The organism is Streptomyces noursei, from assembly GCF_016917755.1.
GTDB classification, from domain to species: Bacteria; Actinomycetota; Actinomycetes; order Streptomycetales; family Streptomycetaceae; genus Streptomyces; species Streptomyces yunnanensis.
Map to the genome: position 1 here is coordinate 3605648 of NZ_CP070326.1, position 15937 is coordinate 3621584.

Genomic DNA, 15937 nt, shown 5'->3' on the forward strand with positions numbered 1-15937 from the left:
GCCGACTTAACGGGACACCGGGACAAGGGCGGGCGCCTTACGGTGGACGAGTCCTCCGAGCAACCGGACACCATGCCCGTACGCCCGCACACACCACACCCACCAGGAGAGACCGACCGTGCCGCAGGAAAACCCGACCCCGCCGAGCACCCCCGAGGAAGCAGTCGCCATCGTCCGGAGCCGCTATGCGGAACCCAAGCTCGCCGACGGCTCCCCGGCGCCGCTGCACGTCCACGAGTTCGACGCCGGCTACCTGGTGTACCCCTCGTACCCCGCGGCCACCGACGCGTCGGGGCAGCCGCAGCCCGCGCCGCCCGGCGGCTCGAAGGTCATCGTCGTGAAGGCCACCGGCGAGACGGTCACCGTGCCCAACCTGCCCACCGAATCGGCCATCGCCCTCTTCCGCAGGCAGCGCGAGGCACAGGCGTAACGGGCTCCGCGGCTACGGCTACGGCTACGGCTACGGTGCCGACGTCGGCGTCGACGTCAGGTCGGGCGTTCCGCCGGGGCGAGGGCCCGTAGGCGGGCACCGCGGCTCTTGGCGACGCGGCGGATCTCCGTCAGGGACTCGGTCAACTCCACGGTGAGGAGGTGGAGTTCGCCGGAAGTCCAGCTGCGGGCGTCGAGCAGCCGACGGGCGTCCGCGATCAGCCCGCCGGCGAGGACGAGTTGGGCCTCCTCGATGTCGTCGGCCATACGGGACACGCGGCCAGTCCCGTCGCCGACGACGAAGCAGGGCTTGCCGTCGGGGCTCGACCACGGCAGAAGCCGCGGGACGGCGTCGGTCATGTCGTCAACCTCCAGGGGTCGGTGGCCACGCCCCGGACCGACGCGCATCGGTTACGGGGTTTCGCTCGCGGCGAGATGAGTACCGGGTGTAGTCAATTGGTCACCCTGGCAACGCAACCGGCAATAGAATTGGTGCGGTTGAAGGGCAGGGTTCAATGTTGCGACCTGCCGTGATGCCGACGTGCGCCCACATGACGAGAGGTCATAGCGTTGGACGAGACGATCGCACCTGAACACTTGAATCCACTCCAGCGCTTCGGCCGTGACATCAAACAGGTCCGCCTGGCGCGCAAGCTCACGCAGAAGCATCTGGCCAAGGCGACGGGCTACACCGACGGCTACGTCAGCAAGGTCGAGTCGGGGACGCTGCTGCCCAGGCCGAGCCAGAAGTTCGCCATTGGCTGCGACTTGGCCTTCGGTACGGGCGAGTTGTTCGCGGGGATGCTGCGGAGGATCGACGAGGGGGACCACCCGTCGTGGTTCGTGCCGTACCTGAATCTGGAGCGCAAGGCGTCGCGGATCCTGAACTATGAGACCAACCTCGTGGCAGGAATGGTCCAGACGGACGACTACGCTCGGGCCGTCTTCCGCGCATCCAACCCCCTGGCAACGGCGGAGGGGATCGAAGACAAGGTTGCGGCGCGGCTACGGCGGCGTGAGATGTTCGAGCAGAAAGCTCCACCTCGCCTGTGGGTCATCCTTCATGAAGCCTGCATGCGAACCGTCGTCGGCGGTGCAGAGGTGATGGCCGGGCAGCTTGACCACCTGCTGACGGTAGCCGCGTCACCACATGTCGAGCTCCAGGTCATGCCGTTCTCAGCCGGCATCCCCGCCACGTCGACAATGCCCTTCACTGTGTTGCGTTTCACGCACGCCCCCACGGTGCTCTACACGGAGACACGGGTAGGAGGCAGGATGCATGAATCCGAACAAACGGTCGGTGCCGCCTTGGATGACTACGACCTGCTCAGGGCGCATGCGTTGTCCCCAGATGAATCACTGCCCCTGATCAAGACCTTGCTGAAGGAGTACCGCGCATGAGTCCAGCCTTGGATCTCACCAGAGTGCAGTGGATCAAGTCGTCTTACAGTGAAGGAAACGGAGGGATGTGCCTCGAATTCTCCCCGGCGCAGGCCCGCACCCACGCCCTCGTCCCCCTCCGCGACAGCAAACTCCCCCACGGCCCCGTGATCACCGTCCCCGTGGCGGGGTGGTCCTCCTTCGTCTCGGCGGTCAAGAATGGGGAGTTCGCCGTCTGAGGAGGAGCACCCGTGGATCTGCGTGACGATGCCCGTGCCCTGTCCGACGAGTTGGTCCGGCTGCGGCGGGCGCTGCACCGGATCCCGGAGACCGGGCTCGATCTGCCCCGGACGCAGGAGGCGGTGCTGGCCGAGTTGGACGGGCTGCCGCTGGAGGTGAGCACGGGCGCGGGGCTGAGTTCGGTGACGGCGGTGCTGCGGGGTGCCGGGTCCGGGCCCGTGGTGCTGTTGCGCGGTGACATGGACGCGCTGCCGGTCGCCGAGCGCACCGGTGCGGACTTCGCCGCGGACAACGGGCGGATGCACGCCTGCGGCCACGATCTGCACACCAGCATGCTCACCGGGGCGGCGAAGCTGCTGTCCGCGCACCGGAACCGGCTCGCGGGCGACGTGGTGTTCATGTTCCAGCCCGGCGAGGAGGGCTTCGACGGCGCCCGGCACATGCTCGCGGAAGGGCTGCTGGAGGCGGCCGGGCGGCGGCCGGTGGCCGCGTACGCGCTGCACGTGCTGTCGGCGGGGCAGGACCGCGGGGTGTTCGGGGCGCGCGGCGGGCCGATGATGTCGGCGTCCAATGTGCTGCGGGTGACGGTGCGCGGGGCGGGCGGGCACGGCTCGATGCCGCACCGCGCCAAGGACCCGGTGCAGGCGGGCTGCGCGATGGTGACGGCGTTGCAGGCGTGGATCACACGGTCGTTCGACGTCTTCGACCCGGTGATCCTGTCGGTGGGCACGTTCCACGCGGGCACGCAGCAGAACGTGATCCCGGAGACCGCGGTCTTCGAGGCGACGGTGCGGAGCTTCTCGGCCGCGGCCCAGGCCCGGGTCAAGGACGGCACGGTGGAGGTGTGCCGGGGCGTCGCGGCGGCCCACGAGGTGGCGGTGGACGCGGAGTTCGTGGAGACGTATCCGGTGACCGTGAACGACGCGGCGGAGGCGGAGTTCGCGGCGCACACGGTCCGTGAGGCGCTGGGCGAGGAGCGGTTCGCGCCGCGGCCGAATCCGCTGCCGGCGTCGGAGGACTTCTCACGGGTGCTGAACGAGGTACCGGGTGCGCTGATGATGCTGGGGGCGCCGCCGGTCGGGGCGGATCCGGAGCGGAGCGCCAACAACCACTCGCCGCTGGCCGAATTCGACGACGCGGTACTGGCGGACGGGGCGGCGGTGTACGCGGAGTTGGCGGTGCGGAGGTTGGCGAAGGGGTAGCGGACGCTGCCCGGCGGCGACGGGTGAAGTGCCGGTATTCGTCGGCTGATTCAGCGTGGTTTCCTGCGGGCCGCAGGAGGATTCCGGGGTGCGCGAGCAGGAGGGCGGCCCCGCGGCGCGGACGGTGCTGACGGTGCGGACCGCACCGAGCCGCGCGCGCCGGGCTCTTAGAAGGTTCTTAAGCCGCCCCACTATCTACAGGGACATGACATCGAAGCTCACACGAGTAATCGCCGCCTCGTTGGCGCTGACGGCCGCGTCCGTCGGGCTCTCCGGGTGCGGGACGGCCGAGGCGGGGACCCTTGACGGCGGCCGGCTGACGCTCCCGGTCGCCGGCGGGACCGCCACCGTCGACACCGCCACGCTGGCGGTCAGCGCACGGGCCGAGGACGGCACACCGCTGGTGCTGTCGGAGGCGGCCGGGAGCGGGCTGGGCGCGCCCGGTCCGGTGACGCGTACCGCCGAGGGGGCGAGCTGGACGTATCCGGCCAAGGGCCTGACGGTGACGGCGCGTTCGGACCGGGGACGGCTGCGGATCGGGATCCGGGCGGACCGGGACCAGTCGGTGAGCTGGCCGGTGACCGGGACCGACCGGGCGGCGTCGTCCGTGCAGCTGCCGCGCGGGGAGGGGTTGGACATCCCGGTGCGGGACGCGTTCTGGAACTCCGGGCCGGGCGGGCTGGCCGGGAGCACGGTGGACGTGGGGGCGGATCTGTCGCTGCCGCTGTGGGGGTATGCGATGGGCGGCGGCGGGAGCGGCCCGAAGGGCGGCACCGCGCGGCACGGGGTGAGCTATCTGACGCCCACGGACATCGGGACGTCGTTGGCGTTCGCCACGAAGGGCGGAGCGCTGCGGGCGACGGCCGCGCACGACTTCAACGGCGGGGACCGGACGCGGGACTACGAGGTGTCGTTCGCACTGACGGACGGCGATCCGGTCGCACCGGCGGCCGACTACCGGTCGTACCTCGCGCAGCACGGGCAGTTGAGCAGCCTGCGGGCGAAGATCGCGAAGAACCCGGAGACCGGGAAGCTGCTCGGGGCGTTCCACGCCTATCTGTGGGGCGAGGCGCGGACCGCGGCCGGGGTCGAGAAGCTGAAGAAGCTGGGCATGGACCGGATGTGGCTCGGCTACGACTCCGGACCGGACCCGATGAAGGCCGATGCCGTGCGGGCCGCGAAGAAGGCGGGGTACCTCGTCGGGCCGTACGACACGTTCGCCAACGGGCAGGATCCGAAGACGGCGGACAGCCCCACCTCGGCGTGGCCGGGGAAGGTCTACCCGGACTTCTGCGTGCGGAAGGCGGACGGGACGCCGCAGACCGGGTTCGGCAACCGGGGCTGCTACTTGAGTTCGCGGGCGTTCGAGAAGGCCGAGCCGGGCGCGCACTACCTCGCGGACCGCACCCGGGCGATGACCTCCAACGGGGCGAACAGCTACTTCCTGGACGTGGACGCGACCGGTGAGGTGTTCCGCGACCACGGCGCGGGCCATGAGATGACCAAGGCGGGGGACCGGGAGAACCGGCTCGCCCGGATGCGGCGGATCGCCGAGCGCTTCGTCCTGGGATCGGAGTCGGCGCAGCCGTGGGCGAACTCGGCGCTCGCCTTCGACCACGGCTCGGGCACGCCGGTCGCCGACGGACTGTGGAAGCTGGAGCGGGACAAGGAGAAGTGGGGCGGCTACTTCCCGCAGAACGCCCCGAAGAACGCCTTCCAGCCGGTGTCGCTGCCGGCGGACCTGGCCACCGCGATGTACGACCCGAAGTACCGGGTCCCGCTGTACGAGACGGCGCTGCACGAGTCGCTGGTCAACGTGGAGCGGTGGGAGCTGTCCTACGACAAGCTGCCGGACCAGAAGACCACCCGGGCGCTGCTGGCGATGCTGTACAACACCCCGCTGAACTTCGCGCTCAGCGGGCCGTCGCTGGAGAAGGACGGCAAGGAACTCGCCGCGCTGCAGCGGTACTTCGCGCCGCTGCACCGCGCCGCCGGAACCGAGCGGATGACGTCGTTCCGGTGGCTGACCGAGGACCGGAGCGTGCAGCGGACGGTGTTCGGGGACGGGACGTTGACCGTCACCGCGAACTTCGGCAGCACGGCGCACGACGGACTGCCGGGCAGCTGTGTGGACGCCCGACTGCGGGGTGAGACGCAGCCGCGGCGGCTGTGCCCGGCGCACGTCAACAGCTGACACAGCACCATCTGATACAGCAAGAACTGATTCAGCGGCAGCTGATCTCCGCACGGAGGTCGAGGGGCGGCGGTCCGGTGGTCAGGACGGCCGGCGGGCCGCCTCCAGGTAGCGCAGGACGGCCAGGACGCGACGGTTGCCGGCGTCCGAGGTCGGCAGGTCGAGCTTGCCGAAGAGGTTGGCGATGTGCTTCTCGACGGCCCGCTCGGTGACGGTCAGCGCGCCGGCGATGGAGCGGTTGGTGCGGCCCTGGGCCATCAGGGCCAGCACCTCCCGCTCGCGCGGGGTCAGGGCGTCCAGGGCGGTGGCGCGGCGGACCGCGCCGAACAGCTGGGTGACCACGTCCGGGTCGAGGGCGGTGCCGCCGGCGGCCACCCGGTGCAGCGCGTCGACGAACTCGGCGATGTCCACCACCCGTTCCTTGAGGAGGTAGCCGACGCCCGCGAAGCCGGCGCCGGAACCGAACAGCCGGTCCGCGTAGGCGGTCTCCACGTACTGGGAGAAGATCAGCACCCCCGTGCCGGGATGCCGCTGCCGCAGGGTGACGGCGGCGCGCAGGCCCTCGTCGCGGTGGCCGGGCGGCAACCGGATGTCGATCACGGCGACGTCCGGCCGGTGCTCGTCCACGGCCGCGAGCAGCGCCTCGGCGTCGGCGACCGCGGCCACCACCCGCACCTCGCGCAGCTCCAGCAGCTGGACCAGGCCCTCGCGCAGGATCGCGGAGTCCTCGGCGATGACGACACGCATGGTTCCTGCCTGTGGGGAGGGGGCGGGGCGAGGGGTCACCCGGCCGGGTGGGCCTCGTACGCGGTCGGGTACGGAAGGTGGACCACCGCCACGGTAGGCCCTCCGGGCGGGCTGTCGCAGGTCAGGGTGCCGTCCACGGTGCGGATCCGGCCGAGCAGGCCGGTCAGGCCGCTGCCCGCGCCGATCACCGCGCCGCCGCGCCCGTCGTCCCGTACGGAGAGCCGCAGGGCGCGGTCGTCGCCGCACACCTCGACGGCGGCTTCGGCGGCGCCGCTGTGCTTGACGGCGTTGGCGAGGAGTTCGGCGGCGCAGAAGTAGGCGATGGACTCCAGGGCGGGGCTGGGGCGGTGGGAGATCCGGGCGCGCAGGGCGACCGGGAGCGGGGCGTCGGCGGCGAGGGTGGCCAGGGCGGTCTCCAGGCCCTCGTCGAGCGCGGGCGGGTGGATGCCGCGGACCAGGTGGCGCAGGTCGGCGATGGCCCGGGTGGCGTTGTCCTGGGCGTGGGTCACGGTCGCCAGCAGACGGTCCCGGTCGGCGTCCCGGGTGAGGAGTTCGCGGATCAGGGTGAGTTGCATGCCCAGGCCGACCAGGCGGGCCTGGGTGCCGTCGTGCAGATCGCGTTCGATCCGGCGGAGGGTGGCGGCGGCGTCCTCGACGGCGTGCGCCCGGGTCTCCTCCAGGGTGCGGATCCGGGCGTCGGCGGCGCTCGGGCCGAGCAGGGCGCGCAGCAGCAGCCGGTGCGGGGCGCCGGCCCACCGCACCAGCCGCGGCGCGAGCAGCACCAGCAGCGCGCCGGCCGCGACCACGACCGCCCAGCGCGGCCAGCTGTCGAACTCGACGCCGTGGATCAGCAGCCCCACGTGGCGGACGGTGCCGTCCCGGTCGTGGACGGTGAAGTAGTTCCAGTGGCGCAGCACGGGGTGGGCCAGTGCCAGCACGCCGTAGACGTAGCCGAGGGTGACGGCGAGCAGCGGCGGGAGGGCGGTGAACGGGGCGAGCAGTGCGGCGGCCACCGCCCGCCAGCCGGCCGGGTCGCCGAGCAGCGCCCGCCGCCAGCCGAAGACGCCGGGCGCGCTGCGCCGCCCGGCCGCCGCGACCGGCTCCCCCGACAGGCGCCCCGCCAGGGCCCGTTGGAGGTCGCCGAGGGCCAGTGCGCCGCGTACGGTCAGGGCCAGCAGCCAGGGGCCGAGCGCCGTCCAGGACAGCACCGCGCCGACGCCCAGCCCGACCAGCACCAGGACGGCGCCCGGCAGCGCGAGCACCGGTGCGACCAGGGCGTGCAGCAGGGCGGCGAGGGCCCGGGGCGCGAAGGGGGCGGCCAGCGCGGCGCGGGCCCGGCGGACCGGGCGGGTGGCGGTCCGGGCCGCCGTGGCGGGTGGGGCGGCCGTGGCGGGTGGGGCGGCCGTGGTGCGGGCGGGGCGGGGCATGCCCCCAGCATCCCCTCACAGTGCGGCCGGCGGGTCGCTGAGGGCCGCGTTCCGCCGGGGAAACGCGGGCGATGCGGGCGGGTAACAGCGGCGCCGCAGGCTGTCGGGCATGACGCTGACGGGCATACCGCTCCCGGGCACCGCGCCCCGGGACACCACGCGCACCGGTCCCGCGCCGGCGCCCCCGGCGGCGCGGGTCGTGGTGGTCGGCGGCGGGATGGCCGCCGCCCGGCTCGTCCACCAACTGGCCGCGGCGGCGGACGGGGCGGGGTCGCCGGCTCCCGCCCGCCCGGCCCGGCGTCCGCTCCGGGTGACCGTCCTCGCCGAGGAGCCGCACCCGCCGTACAACCGGGTGCTGCTCGCCGAGGTCCTCGCCGGCCGCTATCCGACGCCGGTGATCGCACTGCCGGCGCCGGCCGCCGGGGTGGCCTGGCACGGCGGCGCCCAGGTGGTGCACATCGACCGGGCCGCGCGGCGGGTGCGGTGCGCGGACGGGCGGGAGTTCGGCTACGACACGCTGGTGCTGGCGACCGGCGCCAATCCGGTGCTGCCGCCGCTGCGCGGCCTGTTCACGTCGGACCGCCGGCTCCCCGAGGGCGTGCACGCGTTCCGCACGATGGACGACTGCCTGGGCCTGTCCCGGGCGGTGCGGCCCGGCGCGCGGGCGGTCGTCATCGGCGGCGGGCTGCTCGGGGTCTCCGCGGCCCGTGCGCTCGCCGCGCGCGGCGCGCAGGTGGTGCTCGCCCAGCAGGCCGAGCGGCTCATGGAGCGCCAGCTCGACCCGAACGCCTCCCGGCTGGTGCTGCGGCACCTGGAGGACCTCGGCGTCGAGGTGCACACCGAGTGCCGGGTGCGGGACGTGCGGGCGGTCGGCGGCGCGGTCCGCTCGGTGGAACTGGCCGACGGGTACGCCCTCGACGCCGACCTGGTGGTGCTCGCCTGCGGCGTGCGACCGCGCACGGGACCGGCGGCGCAGGCGGGACTCACCGTGGACAAGGGCGTCCTCGTCGACGACGCGCTGCGCACCTCGGACCCGCACATCCACGCCATCGGCGACTGCGCCCAGCACGACGGCACCGTCTACGGCCTCGCCGCCCCGGCCCTCGAACAGGCCGACGCCCTCGCCGGGTTCCTCGCGGGCGACGAGGGCGCCCGCTACACCGGCACCCGCTCCCTGACCCGGCTGACCCTCACCGGCCCCGGGTCCCCCTTCGACCTCGCCGCGTTCGGCGAGACCGAGGCCCGCCCCGGCGACGACGTCGTGCAACTCGCCGACGCCACCCGGGGCACCTACCGCAAGGTCGTCGTCCGCGACGACCGCCTGGTCGGCGGGGTCCTCGTCGGCGAACTCGGCACCGTCGGCGCGCTCGCCCGCGCCTGGGAGGGAGCAGAGCCGCTCCCCGACGACGGCCCCCTGCTCCATCTGCTCACCAACGACGGAGGCTCCTGATGTCCACGACCGCACCTGTCGGGGAGCGGCCCCGCCCCACGATCGTGCTCGTCGGCCACGGCATGGTCGGCCAACGCTTCCTGGAGGCGCTCGCCGAGCGCGGCCTGACCGCCACGCACCGCGTGGTCGTCCTGTGCGAGGAGCCGCGCCCGGCCTACGACCGGGTCCAGCTCACCTCGTACTTCGCGGGCCGCACACCCGAGGAACTCTCCCTGACCGACCGGGAGTTCCTCGCCGAGCACGGCATCGAGCTGTACGTCGGCGACGCGGCGGAGACGATCGACCGCACGGCGCGGACGGTCACGGCCGCGTCCGGCCGGGTCTTCGCGTACGACGCCCTGGTGCTCGCCACCGGCTCCTACCCCTTCGTGCCGCCGGTCCCCCGCAAGGACGCCGAGGGCTGCTTCGTCTACCGCACGATCGAGGACCTGCTCGCGATCGAGGCGTACGCGAAGTCGCGGGCGACGACGGGGGCGGTGGTCGGCGGCGGCCTGCTCGGCCTGGAGGCCGCGGGCGCCCTGAAGGGGCTCGGGCTGCGCGCCCACATCGTGGAGTTCGCGCCCCGGCTGATGCCCGTGCAGGTCGACGACGGCGGCGGCGCCGCGCTGCGGCGCACCATCGAGGAGATGGGCCTGACCGTCCACACCGGCGTGGGCACGCAGGAGATCGTGATCGGCACGGACGGCGCGGTCAGCGGGATGAGGCTCTCCGACGGCTCCGAACTCGCCACCGACATGGTGGTGTTCAGCGCCGGCGTCCGCCCCCGCGACCAGCTGGCCCGCGCCTGCGGCCTGGCGGTCGGCGAGCGCGGCGGCATCACCGTCGACGAACAGTGCCGCACGGTCACCGACCCGCACGTGTTCGCGATCGGCGAGTGCGCGCTGGCGGCGGACGGCCGGGTGTACGGCCTGGTGGCCCCCGGCTACGAGCAGGCGCAGACCGCCGCGGCCGCCCTCGCCGCCGACAGGACGGAGCAGTTGGCCTTCACCGGCGCCGACCTGTCCACCAAGCTGAAGCTGCTCGGCGTCGACGTCGCGTCCTTCGGCGACGCGCACGGCGCCACCGAGGACTGCCTGGACGTCGTCTACTCCGACTCCCGCGCCGGCCTGTACAAGAAACTGGTCGTCGGCCGCGACGGCACGCTGCTCGGCGGCATCCTGGTCGGCGACGCGGAGGCGTACGGCACGCTGCGGGCACTGACGGGGTCGGTGCCCCCGGTCTCCCCCGAGTCCCTCGTCCTGCCCGCCGGCGCGGACCCGGGGGCCCAGCTCGGCCCCTCCGCCCTCCCGGACGATGCGATCGTCTGCTCCTGCCACAACGTCAGCAAGGGCACCATCCGGGGCGCGGTCACCGAGCACCGGTGCACCACCGTGCCCGAGGTGAAGAAGTGCACCAAGGCCGGCACCGGCTGCGGCAGTTGCGTGAAGGCGCTCGGCCAGCTGGTCACCGCGGAGCTGGAGGCGTCCGGCGTCGAGGTCGACAAGGGCCTGTGCGGCTGCTTCGCGCAGACCCGCGAGGAGCTGTACGAGATCGTCCTCGCCCTGCGCGTCACCTCGTACCGGGAGCTGCTGGACGGCCACGGCCGCGAGGGCGCCCGGGGCGGCGACGGCTGCGAGGTGTGCAAGCCGGCCGTCGGCTCGATCATCGCCTCCCTCGCCCCGACGATCGGCGCGAGCGGCTACGTCCTGGACGGCGAGCAGGCGGCCCTCCAGGACACCAACGACCACTTCCTCGCCAACCTCCAGAAGAACGGCTCGTACTCGGTCGTGCCGCGCATCCCCGGCGGGGAGATCGCACCCGAGAAGCTGATCGTGATCGGCGAGATCGCCCGGGACTTCGGCCTCTACACGAAGATCACCGGCGGCCAGCGGATCGACATGTTCGGCGCCCGGGTGGAGCAACTCCCGGTGATCTGGTCGCGGTTGGTGGCGGCGGGCTTCGAGTCCGGGCACGCGTACGGCAAGTCGCTGCGCACGGTGAAGTCCTGCGTGGGCCGGACCTGGTGCCGCTACGGCGTGCAGGACTCGGTCCGCATGGCGATCGACCTGGAGCTGCGCTACCGGGGGCTGCGGTCCCCGCACAAGCTCAAGTCCGCCGTCTCCGGCTGCGCCCGTGAGTGCGCGGAGGCCCAGTCCAAGGACTTCGGCGTCATCGCCACGTCCAACGGCTGGAACCTCTACATCGGCGGCAACGGCGGCGCGACCCCGCGCCACGCGGACCTGCTCGCCCAGGACCTCTCCGACGCCGAGCTGATCCGCCTGATCGACCGCTTCCTGATGTTCTACATCCGCACCGCGGACCGGCTGGAGCGCACCTCGACCTGGCTGGAGCGGATCCCGGGCGGCCTGGACCACGTGCGGGACGTGGTGGTGCACGACGCGCTCGGCATCTGCGCGGAGCTGGAGGAGCTGATGGCGGCCCACGTCGCGCACTACCGGGACGAGTGGGCCGAGACCCTCGACGACCCCGAGAAGCTCGCCCGCTTCGTGTCCTTCGTGAACGCCCCGGACACCCCCGACCCGGTGGTCGCGTTCGTCCCCGAGCGCGACCAGATGAAGCCCGACCTGCCGCTGCTCGCCATCGGCCGCCGTCCCCTGGAAGACGCACTGGAAGGAAGCACCCCGCGATGACCATGGCACCCGAGACCACCGACCTCCAGGTCCAGCTCCGGCTGGCGGAGGGCTGGTTCACGGTCTGCGACCTGCACCGGCTGGCCCCCGGCCGCGGGGTCGCAGCCCTGCTGCCGGACGGCCGCCAGGTGGCGCTGTTCCGGGACCGGGAGGACCGGCTGTACGGCATCGACAACCGCGACCCGTTCACCGGCGCCCCGGTCCTCGCCCGGGGGCTGACCGGCACCGCCGACGGCCGCCCGTTCGTGGCGTCGCCGCTGCTCAAGCAGCGGTTCGACCTGGAGACCGGGGGCTGCCTGGACGATCCGTCGGTGTCCGTCCCGGCCTACCGGGTGCGCAAGTGGGCGGTGTGAGGCGGGCGTACGCTGGATCTCCCCTACCGAGGAGTACGGCGTGACCCGGTGGAACACCAGCCACATCCCCGATCAGACCGGCCGCGCGGTCGTCGTCACCGGCGCCAACAGCGGTCTGGGCTACATCACCGCCCGTGAGCTGGCGCGGCGCGGCGCCCGCGTGGTGCTGGCCTGCCGCAGCGCCGAACGGGGCGGGGCCGCGCTGGCCCGGCTGCGGTCCGAAGTCCCGGCCGCCGAGGCGGAGTTCCGGCCGCTGGACCTGGCCGACCTGGCGTCGGTGCGGCAGTTCGCCGACGACCTGGACGACTTCTGCGGCGACCGGCTCGACCTGCTGATCAACAACGCGGGCGTGATGGCGCTGCCGCAGCGCACCACCGCGGACGGCTTCGAGATGCAGTTCGGCACCAACCACCTGGGGCACTTCGCGCTCACCGGGATGCTGCTGCCCAAGCTCCTGGCGACGCCCGGCGCGCGGATCGTGACGGTCTCCAGCATGCTGCACGCCCTGGCCGACGTGGACCTCGACGACCTCAACAGCACCCGCTCCTACCACCGCTGGATCGCCTACGGCCGGTCCAAGAGCGCCAATCTGCTCTTCACCCACGAGCTGACCCGGCGGCTGGCCGCGGCCGGCTCGCAGATCGTCGCCGCCGCCGCGCACCCCGGCTACGCGCACACCAACCTCCAGACCGCGGGAGTGCGGATGGAGGGCCGCCGGTCCGCCGAGCGCGTGGTGGAGCTGGGCAACCGCCTGATCGCCCAGTCCGCGGACGGCGGGGCGCTGGGCACGCTGTGCGCGGCCACCGCCCCGCACATGCGGTCGAACGCCTTCATCGGCCCGCGCAACGGGCTCCGCGGCGCCCCGGCCCGCTCCTTCCGCGCCCCCTGGACGCTGAAGGACAGCACCGCCGCGCGCCTGTGGACGGCCTCGGAGGAGCTCACCAAGGTGCGGTACGACTTCATCGCCCCGGGGGCGTGAGCCCCGGCACGACGGGCGCTCCCGCGACAGGCGAGGAGCGCCCGCGTGCCTGATGGGGCGCGTGCGCCCGGGTGCGCCGTCAAAATCGCGTGAAGATCGCCCCGTCGCCCGCCAAGGGCGCGCCAAGGCCGCTCGCCGTCCACCTCGACGGCCCCCACGCTGGGCTGGTCCCACCCAGTGCCGCACGGAGGTACGACGATCCATGTCGACGGTGTCGCAGCCCGCAAACCGGCCCGAACAGCCGCCCCCGGCGACCGTCACCGACACCGGTGCCGCCCCGGGCCCGGCCGCCGGCCCCGACCCCGCCGGTGACCGGCACCGCCTGACCGCCCTCCAGGGCCTGGCCGCCCTCTCCCTCGACGCGATGGCCTCCGTCGCGTACGGGCCGGAGTCGATCGTGCTGGTGCTGGCCGCGGCCGGCGCCCACGGCCTGGGGTTCACCCTCCCCGTCACGCTCGCCATCGCCGCGCTGCTGGCCGTCCTGGTGGCGTCCTACCGCCAGGTCATCGCCGCCTTCCCCAACGGCGGCGGCTCCTACGCGGTGGCCAAGACCCACCTCGGGCGCCGCTCGGCCCTGATCGCCGCGGCCTCCCTGGTCCTGGACTACATCCTCAACGTCGCGGTGTCGGTGACCGCCGGGGTCGCCGCGCTGACCTCCGCCTTCCCCGGCCTCTACGCCGACCGGGTGTGGATCTGCCTGGCCGTGCTGGTCCTGGTGACCGCGATCAACCTGCGCGGGATCGCCGACTCGGCGCGGGCGTTCCTGCTGCCCACCGCCGTCTTCGTCGCCTCGATCATGGCGATGATCGTGGTCGGGCTGTTCCGCGACGCACCGGCGTCCACCGCCACCGCCGCCGGGCACGCCTCCGTCCTCGCCCAGAACGCCACCTCCGTCGGCGCGCTGCTGCTCCTGAAGGCGTTCGCGTCCGGCTGCTCGGCGCTGACCGGCGTGGAGGCGGTCGCCAACGCTGTCCCGTCCTTCCGCGCCCCCGCCACCCGGCGCGCCCAGCGCACCGAGGTCGCGCTCGGCGCCCTGCTCGGCGTCATGCTGATCGGCCTGTCGCTGCTCATCGGCCGCTTCCACCTCCAGCCGGTCGAGGGCGTCACCGTCCTCGCCCAGCTCGCGGACGCCTCGCTCGGCCACAACTGGGCCTTCTACGTCGTCCAGTTCGCCACCATGGTGCTGCTCGCGCTGGCCGCCAACACCTCCTTCGGCGGGCTGCCGGTGCTGATGGGCCTGCTGGCCCGCGACAACTACCTGCCGCACGTCTTCAGCCTGAAGGCCGACCGCCAGGTGCACCGCCACGGCGTGCTGGCGCTGGCCGCGGTCGCCGCCGCGCTGCTGGTCTTCTCCGGCGGTGACGTCAACACCCTGGTGCCGTTGTTCGCCATCGGAGTGTTCGTCGGCTTCACGCTCTGCCAGACCGGGATGGTCCGCCACTGGCACCGGGAACGGTCGGCCGGCTGGCTCGGCAAGGCGCTGCTCAACGGCTTCGGCGCGGTGCTCACCGCCGCCGCCGCGGTGGTCGTCACCGCCACCAAGTTCACCGAGGGCGCCTGGCTGATCGTCATCGCGCTGCCGCTGCTGGTCCTCTCCTTCGAGGCCGTGCACCGGGCGTACGGGCGGATCGGTGACCGGCTCGGCCTGGGCCGGGTGCCCGAGCCGCCGCGGCGCGCCCGCTCGCTCGTCGTCGTCCCGGTCTCGCACCTGTCCCGGCTGACCGGCGAGGCGCTCAACGCGGCGGTGTCGATGGGCGACGAGGTGATCGCCGTGACCGTCACCTACGGCACCGAGGAGCGCCCGGGCGTCGAGGCGCTGCGCCGCGACTGGGAACTGTGGAACCCGGGCGTGGACCTGCTGGAACTGCCCTCCCCCACCCGTTCCCTGGGCCGCCCGATCGCCTCCTACGTCCGGGATCTGACCGACCGTCGGCCGGACGCCCGGGTCACCGTGCTGATCCCCGAGGCCGAGCCCGCCCACCTGTGGCAGCGGGTGCTCCAGAACCAGCGCGGCGCGGTGGTCGCGCACGCGCTCCGGCGCGATACGGATGCGGTGATCTGCCGGCTTCGGTTCCGGCTGGCGCCGTAGTTTCCCCAGGTTGTCGGCTGTCCCGCCGTGGTGGGGTTTCCGCCTTCGGCGGGGGTTTGTGGGGCGGGGCGCCGGCTGTTCGGTGGGTGCCGGGTGTGGGGAGAGGTACAAGCAAGAGCCTGGGGCTCTCGGGGCGATCACGCTCGTGGCGCCCAGCCCGTCTTGGCGACTACCTCGGCGGCGATGTCCGGTACGGAACGGCCGTCGGTCGCCACCCGTAGCGTGTCGGCCCCCACGTGGCGGTCCAGCATCCGGGCCTTGCGGGCGCTGCTCGCCAACTCCTGGGCCAGTTCGGAGCCGCGCTCCCGGCCGGTGAGCCGCTCGGTGGCGGTGGCGTCGGTGGCGGTGAGCAGCACCCGTACGATCCGCACACCGGGCCCCAGAGCCGTTTCGAAGATCCCGGCGCTCTCCGGCAGCACGCTGACGGTGTTGGTGTACACCAGCCGCCGGCAGCCGACCCGGGCGTAGTTCGCCCACACCGCGGCCAGGTTCCGGGTGACGATCCCGGCCCGCGTCGGATCGCCCTGCGGGGCCGGATGGAGCTGCCCCATGAAGTCCCCGTCCATGACGGCGTGCCCGACGTCCGCCGCGCGCAACAGGGCGGAGACCTCCCACCCCACCGTCGTCTTGCCGACCCCGGCCCGCCCCCCGATCAGCAACACCTCGGCCGCCCCGCCGCCGCTCTCCGTCACGTACTGCCCTCCCTGTCACCTCAACCGCCAGGGTGCCAGGGCCCACCACGCGCAGACGAACCAATTTCGCGCCCCCACCGCCCCTCATCACCCCACAGGGGGCGGGGCCGCCGCGGACGACGACG

At 73.3% G+C, this 15937-nt stretch carries 14 protein-coding genes; 10 read left to right on the forward strand and 4 right to left on the reverse strand.

Translation table 11 applies throughout. The features are described 5' to 3' along the window. Window positions 1–118 precede the first annotated feature (118 nt). Complete coding sequence (locus JNO44_RS15965; protein ID WP_205364824.1) at window positions 119–430, forward strand: hypothetical protein; 312 nt, start codon at window positions 119–121, stop codon at window positions 428–430. 56 nt (window positions 431–486) lie between these two features. Here JNO44_RS15965 and JNO44_RS15970 read toward each other — a convergent pair whose 3' ends face one another. Further along, on the reverse strand, window positions 487–789 hold the full coding sequence (locus JNO44_RS15970) for a hypothetical protein (RefSeq protein WP_205364826.1): 303 nt from the start codon (window positions 787–789) through the stop codon (window positions 487–489). Between the two features lie 210 nt (window positions 790–999). Between JNO44_RS15970 and JNO44_RS15975 the strand changes: the two genes are divergently transcribed. The 4 genes from JNO44_RS15975 (at window position 1000) to JNO44_RS15990 (ending at window position 5445) form a co-directional block, all read left to right on the forward strand. Beyond that, a complete protein-coding gene (locus JNO44_RS15975) occupies window positions 1000–1830 on the forward strand; it encodes a helix-turn-helix domain-containing protein (protein WP_205364828.1) in 831 nt (276 codons plus the stop codon). Continuing rightward, window positions 1827–2048: a DUF397 domain-containing protein gene (locus JNO44_RS15980; protein ID WP_205364830.1), complete on the forward strand. Its 222-nt coding sequence runs from the start codon at window positions 1827–1829 to the stop codon at window positions 2046–2048. Before JNO44_RS15975 ends, JNO44_RS15980 begins: the two co-directional genes overlap by 4 nt. Before the next feature lie 12 nt (window positions 2049–2060). Next, window positions 2061–3251 carry a M20 metallopeptidase family protein gene (locus tag JNO44_RS15985; protein ID WP_205364832.1) on the forward strand — a complete coding sequence of 397 codons (1191 nt, stop codon included), beginning with the start codon at window positions 2061–2063 and terminating at the stop codon, window positions 3249–3251. A 205-nt stretch (window positions 3252–3456) separates the two neighbouring features. Beyond that, the gene (locus JNO44_RS15990; RefSeq protein WP_205364834.1) at window positions 3457–5445 is read left to right on the forward strand and encodes a glycoside hydrolase; all 1989 of its coding nucleotides are present in this window, start codon (window positions 3457–3459) and stop codon (window positions 5443–5445) included. An 81-nt stretch (window positions 5446–5526) separates the two neighbouring features. Here JNO44_RS15990 and JNO44_RS15995 read toward each other — a convergent pair whose 3' ends face one another. Continuing rightward, window positions 5527–6192, reverse strand: coding sequence for a response regulator transcription factor (locus JNO44_RS15995; protein ID WP_073442163.1), 666 nt, complete (start codon window positions 6190–6192; stop codon window positions 5527–5529). Between the two features lie 35 nt (window positions 6193–6227). After that, entirely contained in the window at window positions 6228–7619 is a 1392-nt protein-coding gene (locus tag JNO44_RS16000; protein ID WP_205364836.1) for a sensor histidine kinase, read from the reverse strand. Between the two features lie 109 nt (window positions 7620–7728). Here JNO44_RS16000 and JNO44_RS16005 point away from each other — a divergent pair, with 109 nt between their 5' ends. The 5 genes from JNO44_RS16005 (at window position 7729) to JNO44_RS16025 (ending at window position 15120) form a co-directional block, all read left to right on the forward strand. Then, entirely contained in the window at window positions 7729–9069 is a 1341-nt protein-coding gene (locus tag JNO44_RS16005; protein WP_205364837.1) for an NAD(P)/FAD-dependent oxidoreductase, read from the forward strand. Beyond that, window positions 9069–11699 carry a nitrite reductase large subunit NirB gene (nirB, locus tag JNO44_RS16010; RefSeq protein ID WP_205364838.1) on the forward strand — a complete coding sequence of 877 codons (2631 nt, stop codon included), beginning with the start codon at window positions 9069–9071 and terminating at the stop codon, window positions 11697–11699. The genes JNO44_RS16005 and nirB overlap by 1 nt, the downstream gene beginning before the upstream one ends. After that, entirely contained in the window at window positions 11696–12052 is a 357-nt protein-coding gene (gene nirD / locus JNO44_RS16015; RefSeq protein WP_205364839.1) for a nitrite reductase small subunit NirD, read from the forward strand. The genes nirB and nirD overlap by 4 nt, the downstream gene beginning before the upstream one ends. A gap of 40 nt (window positions 12053–12092) precedes the next feature. Further along, window positions 12093–13031 (forward strand): oxidoreductase, encoded by a 939-nt coding sequence (locus JNO44_RS16020; protein WP_205364840.1) that lies wholly within the window; start codon window positions 12093–12095, stop codon window positions 13029–13031. A gap of 202 nt (window positions 13032–13233) precedes the next feature. Further along, window positions 13234–15120, forward strand: a complete 1887-nt coding sequence (locus tag JNO44_RS16025) for an APC family permease (RefSeq protein ID WP_205364841.1) — start codon at window positions 13234–13236, stop codon at window positions 15118–15120. A 137-nt stretch (window positions 15121–15257) separates the two neighbouring features. On the opposite strand, the gene JNO44_RS16030 is transcribed toward JNO44_RS16025, so the two are convergent. Then, a complete protein-coding gene (locus JNO44_RS16030) occupies window positions 15258–15812 on the reverse strand; it encodes a DEAD/DEAH box helicase family protein (protein WP_205364842.1) in 555 nt (184 codons plus the stop codon). Window positions 15813–15937: the final 125 nt, after the last annotated feature.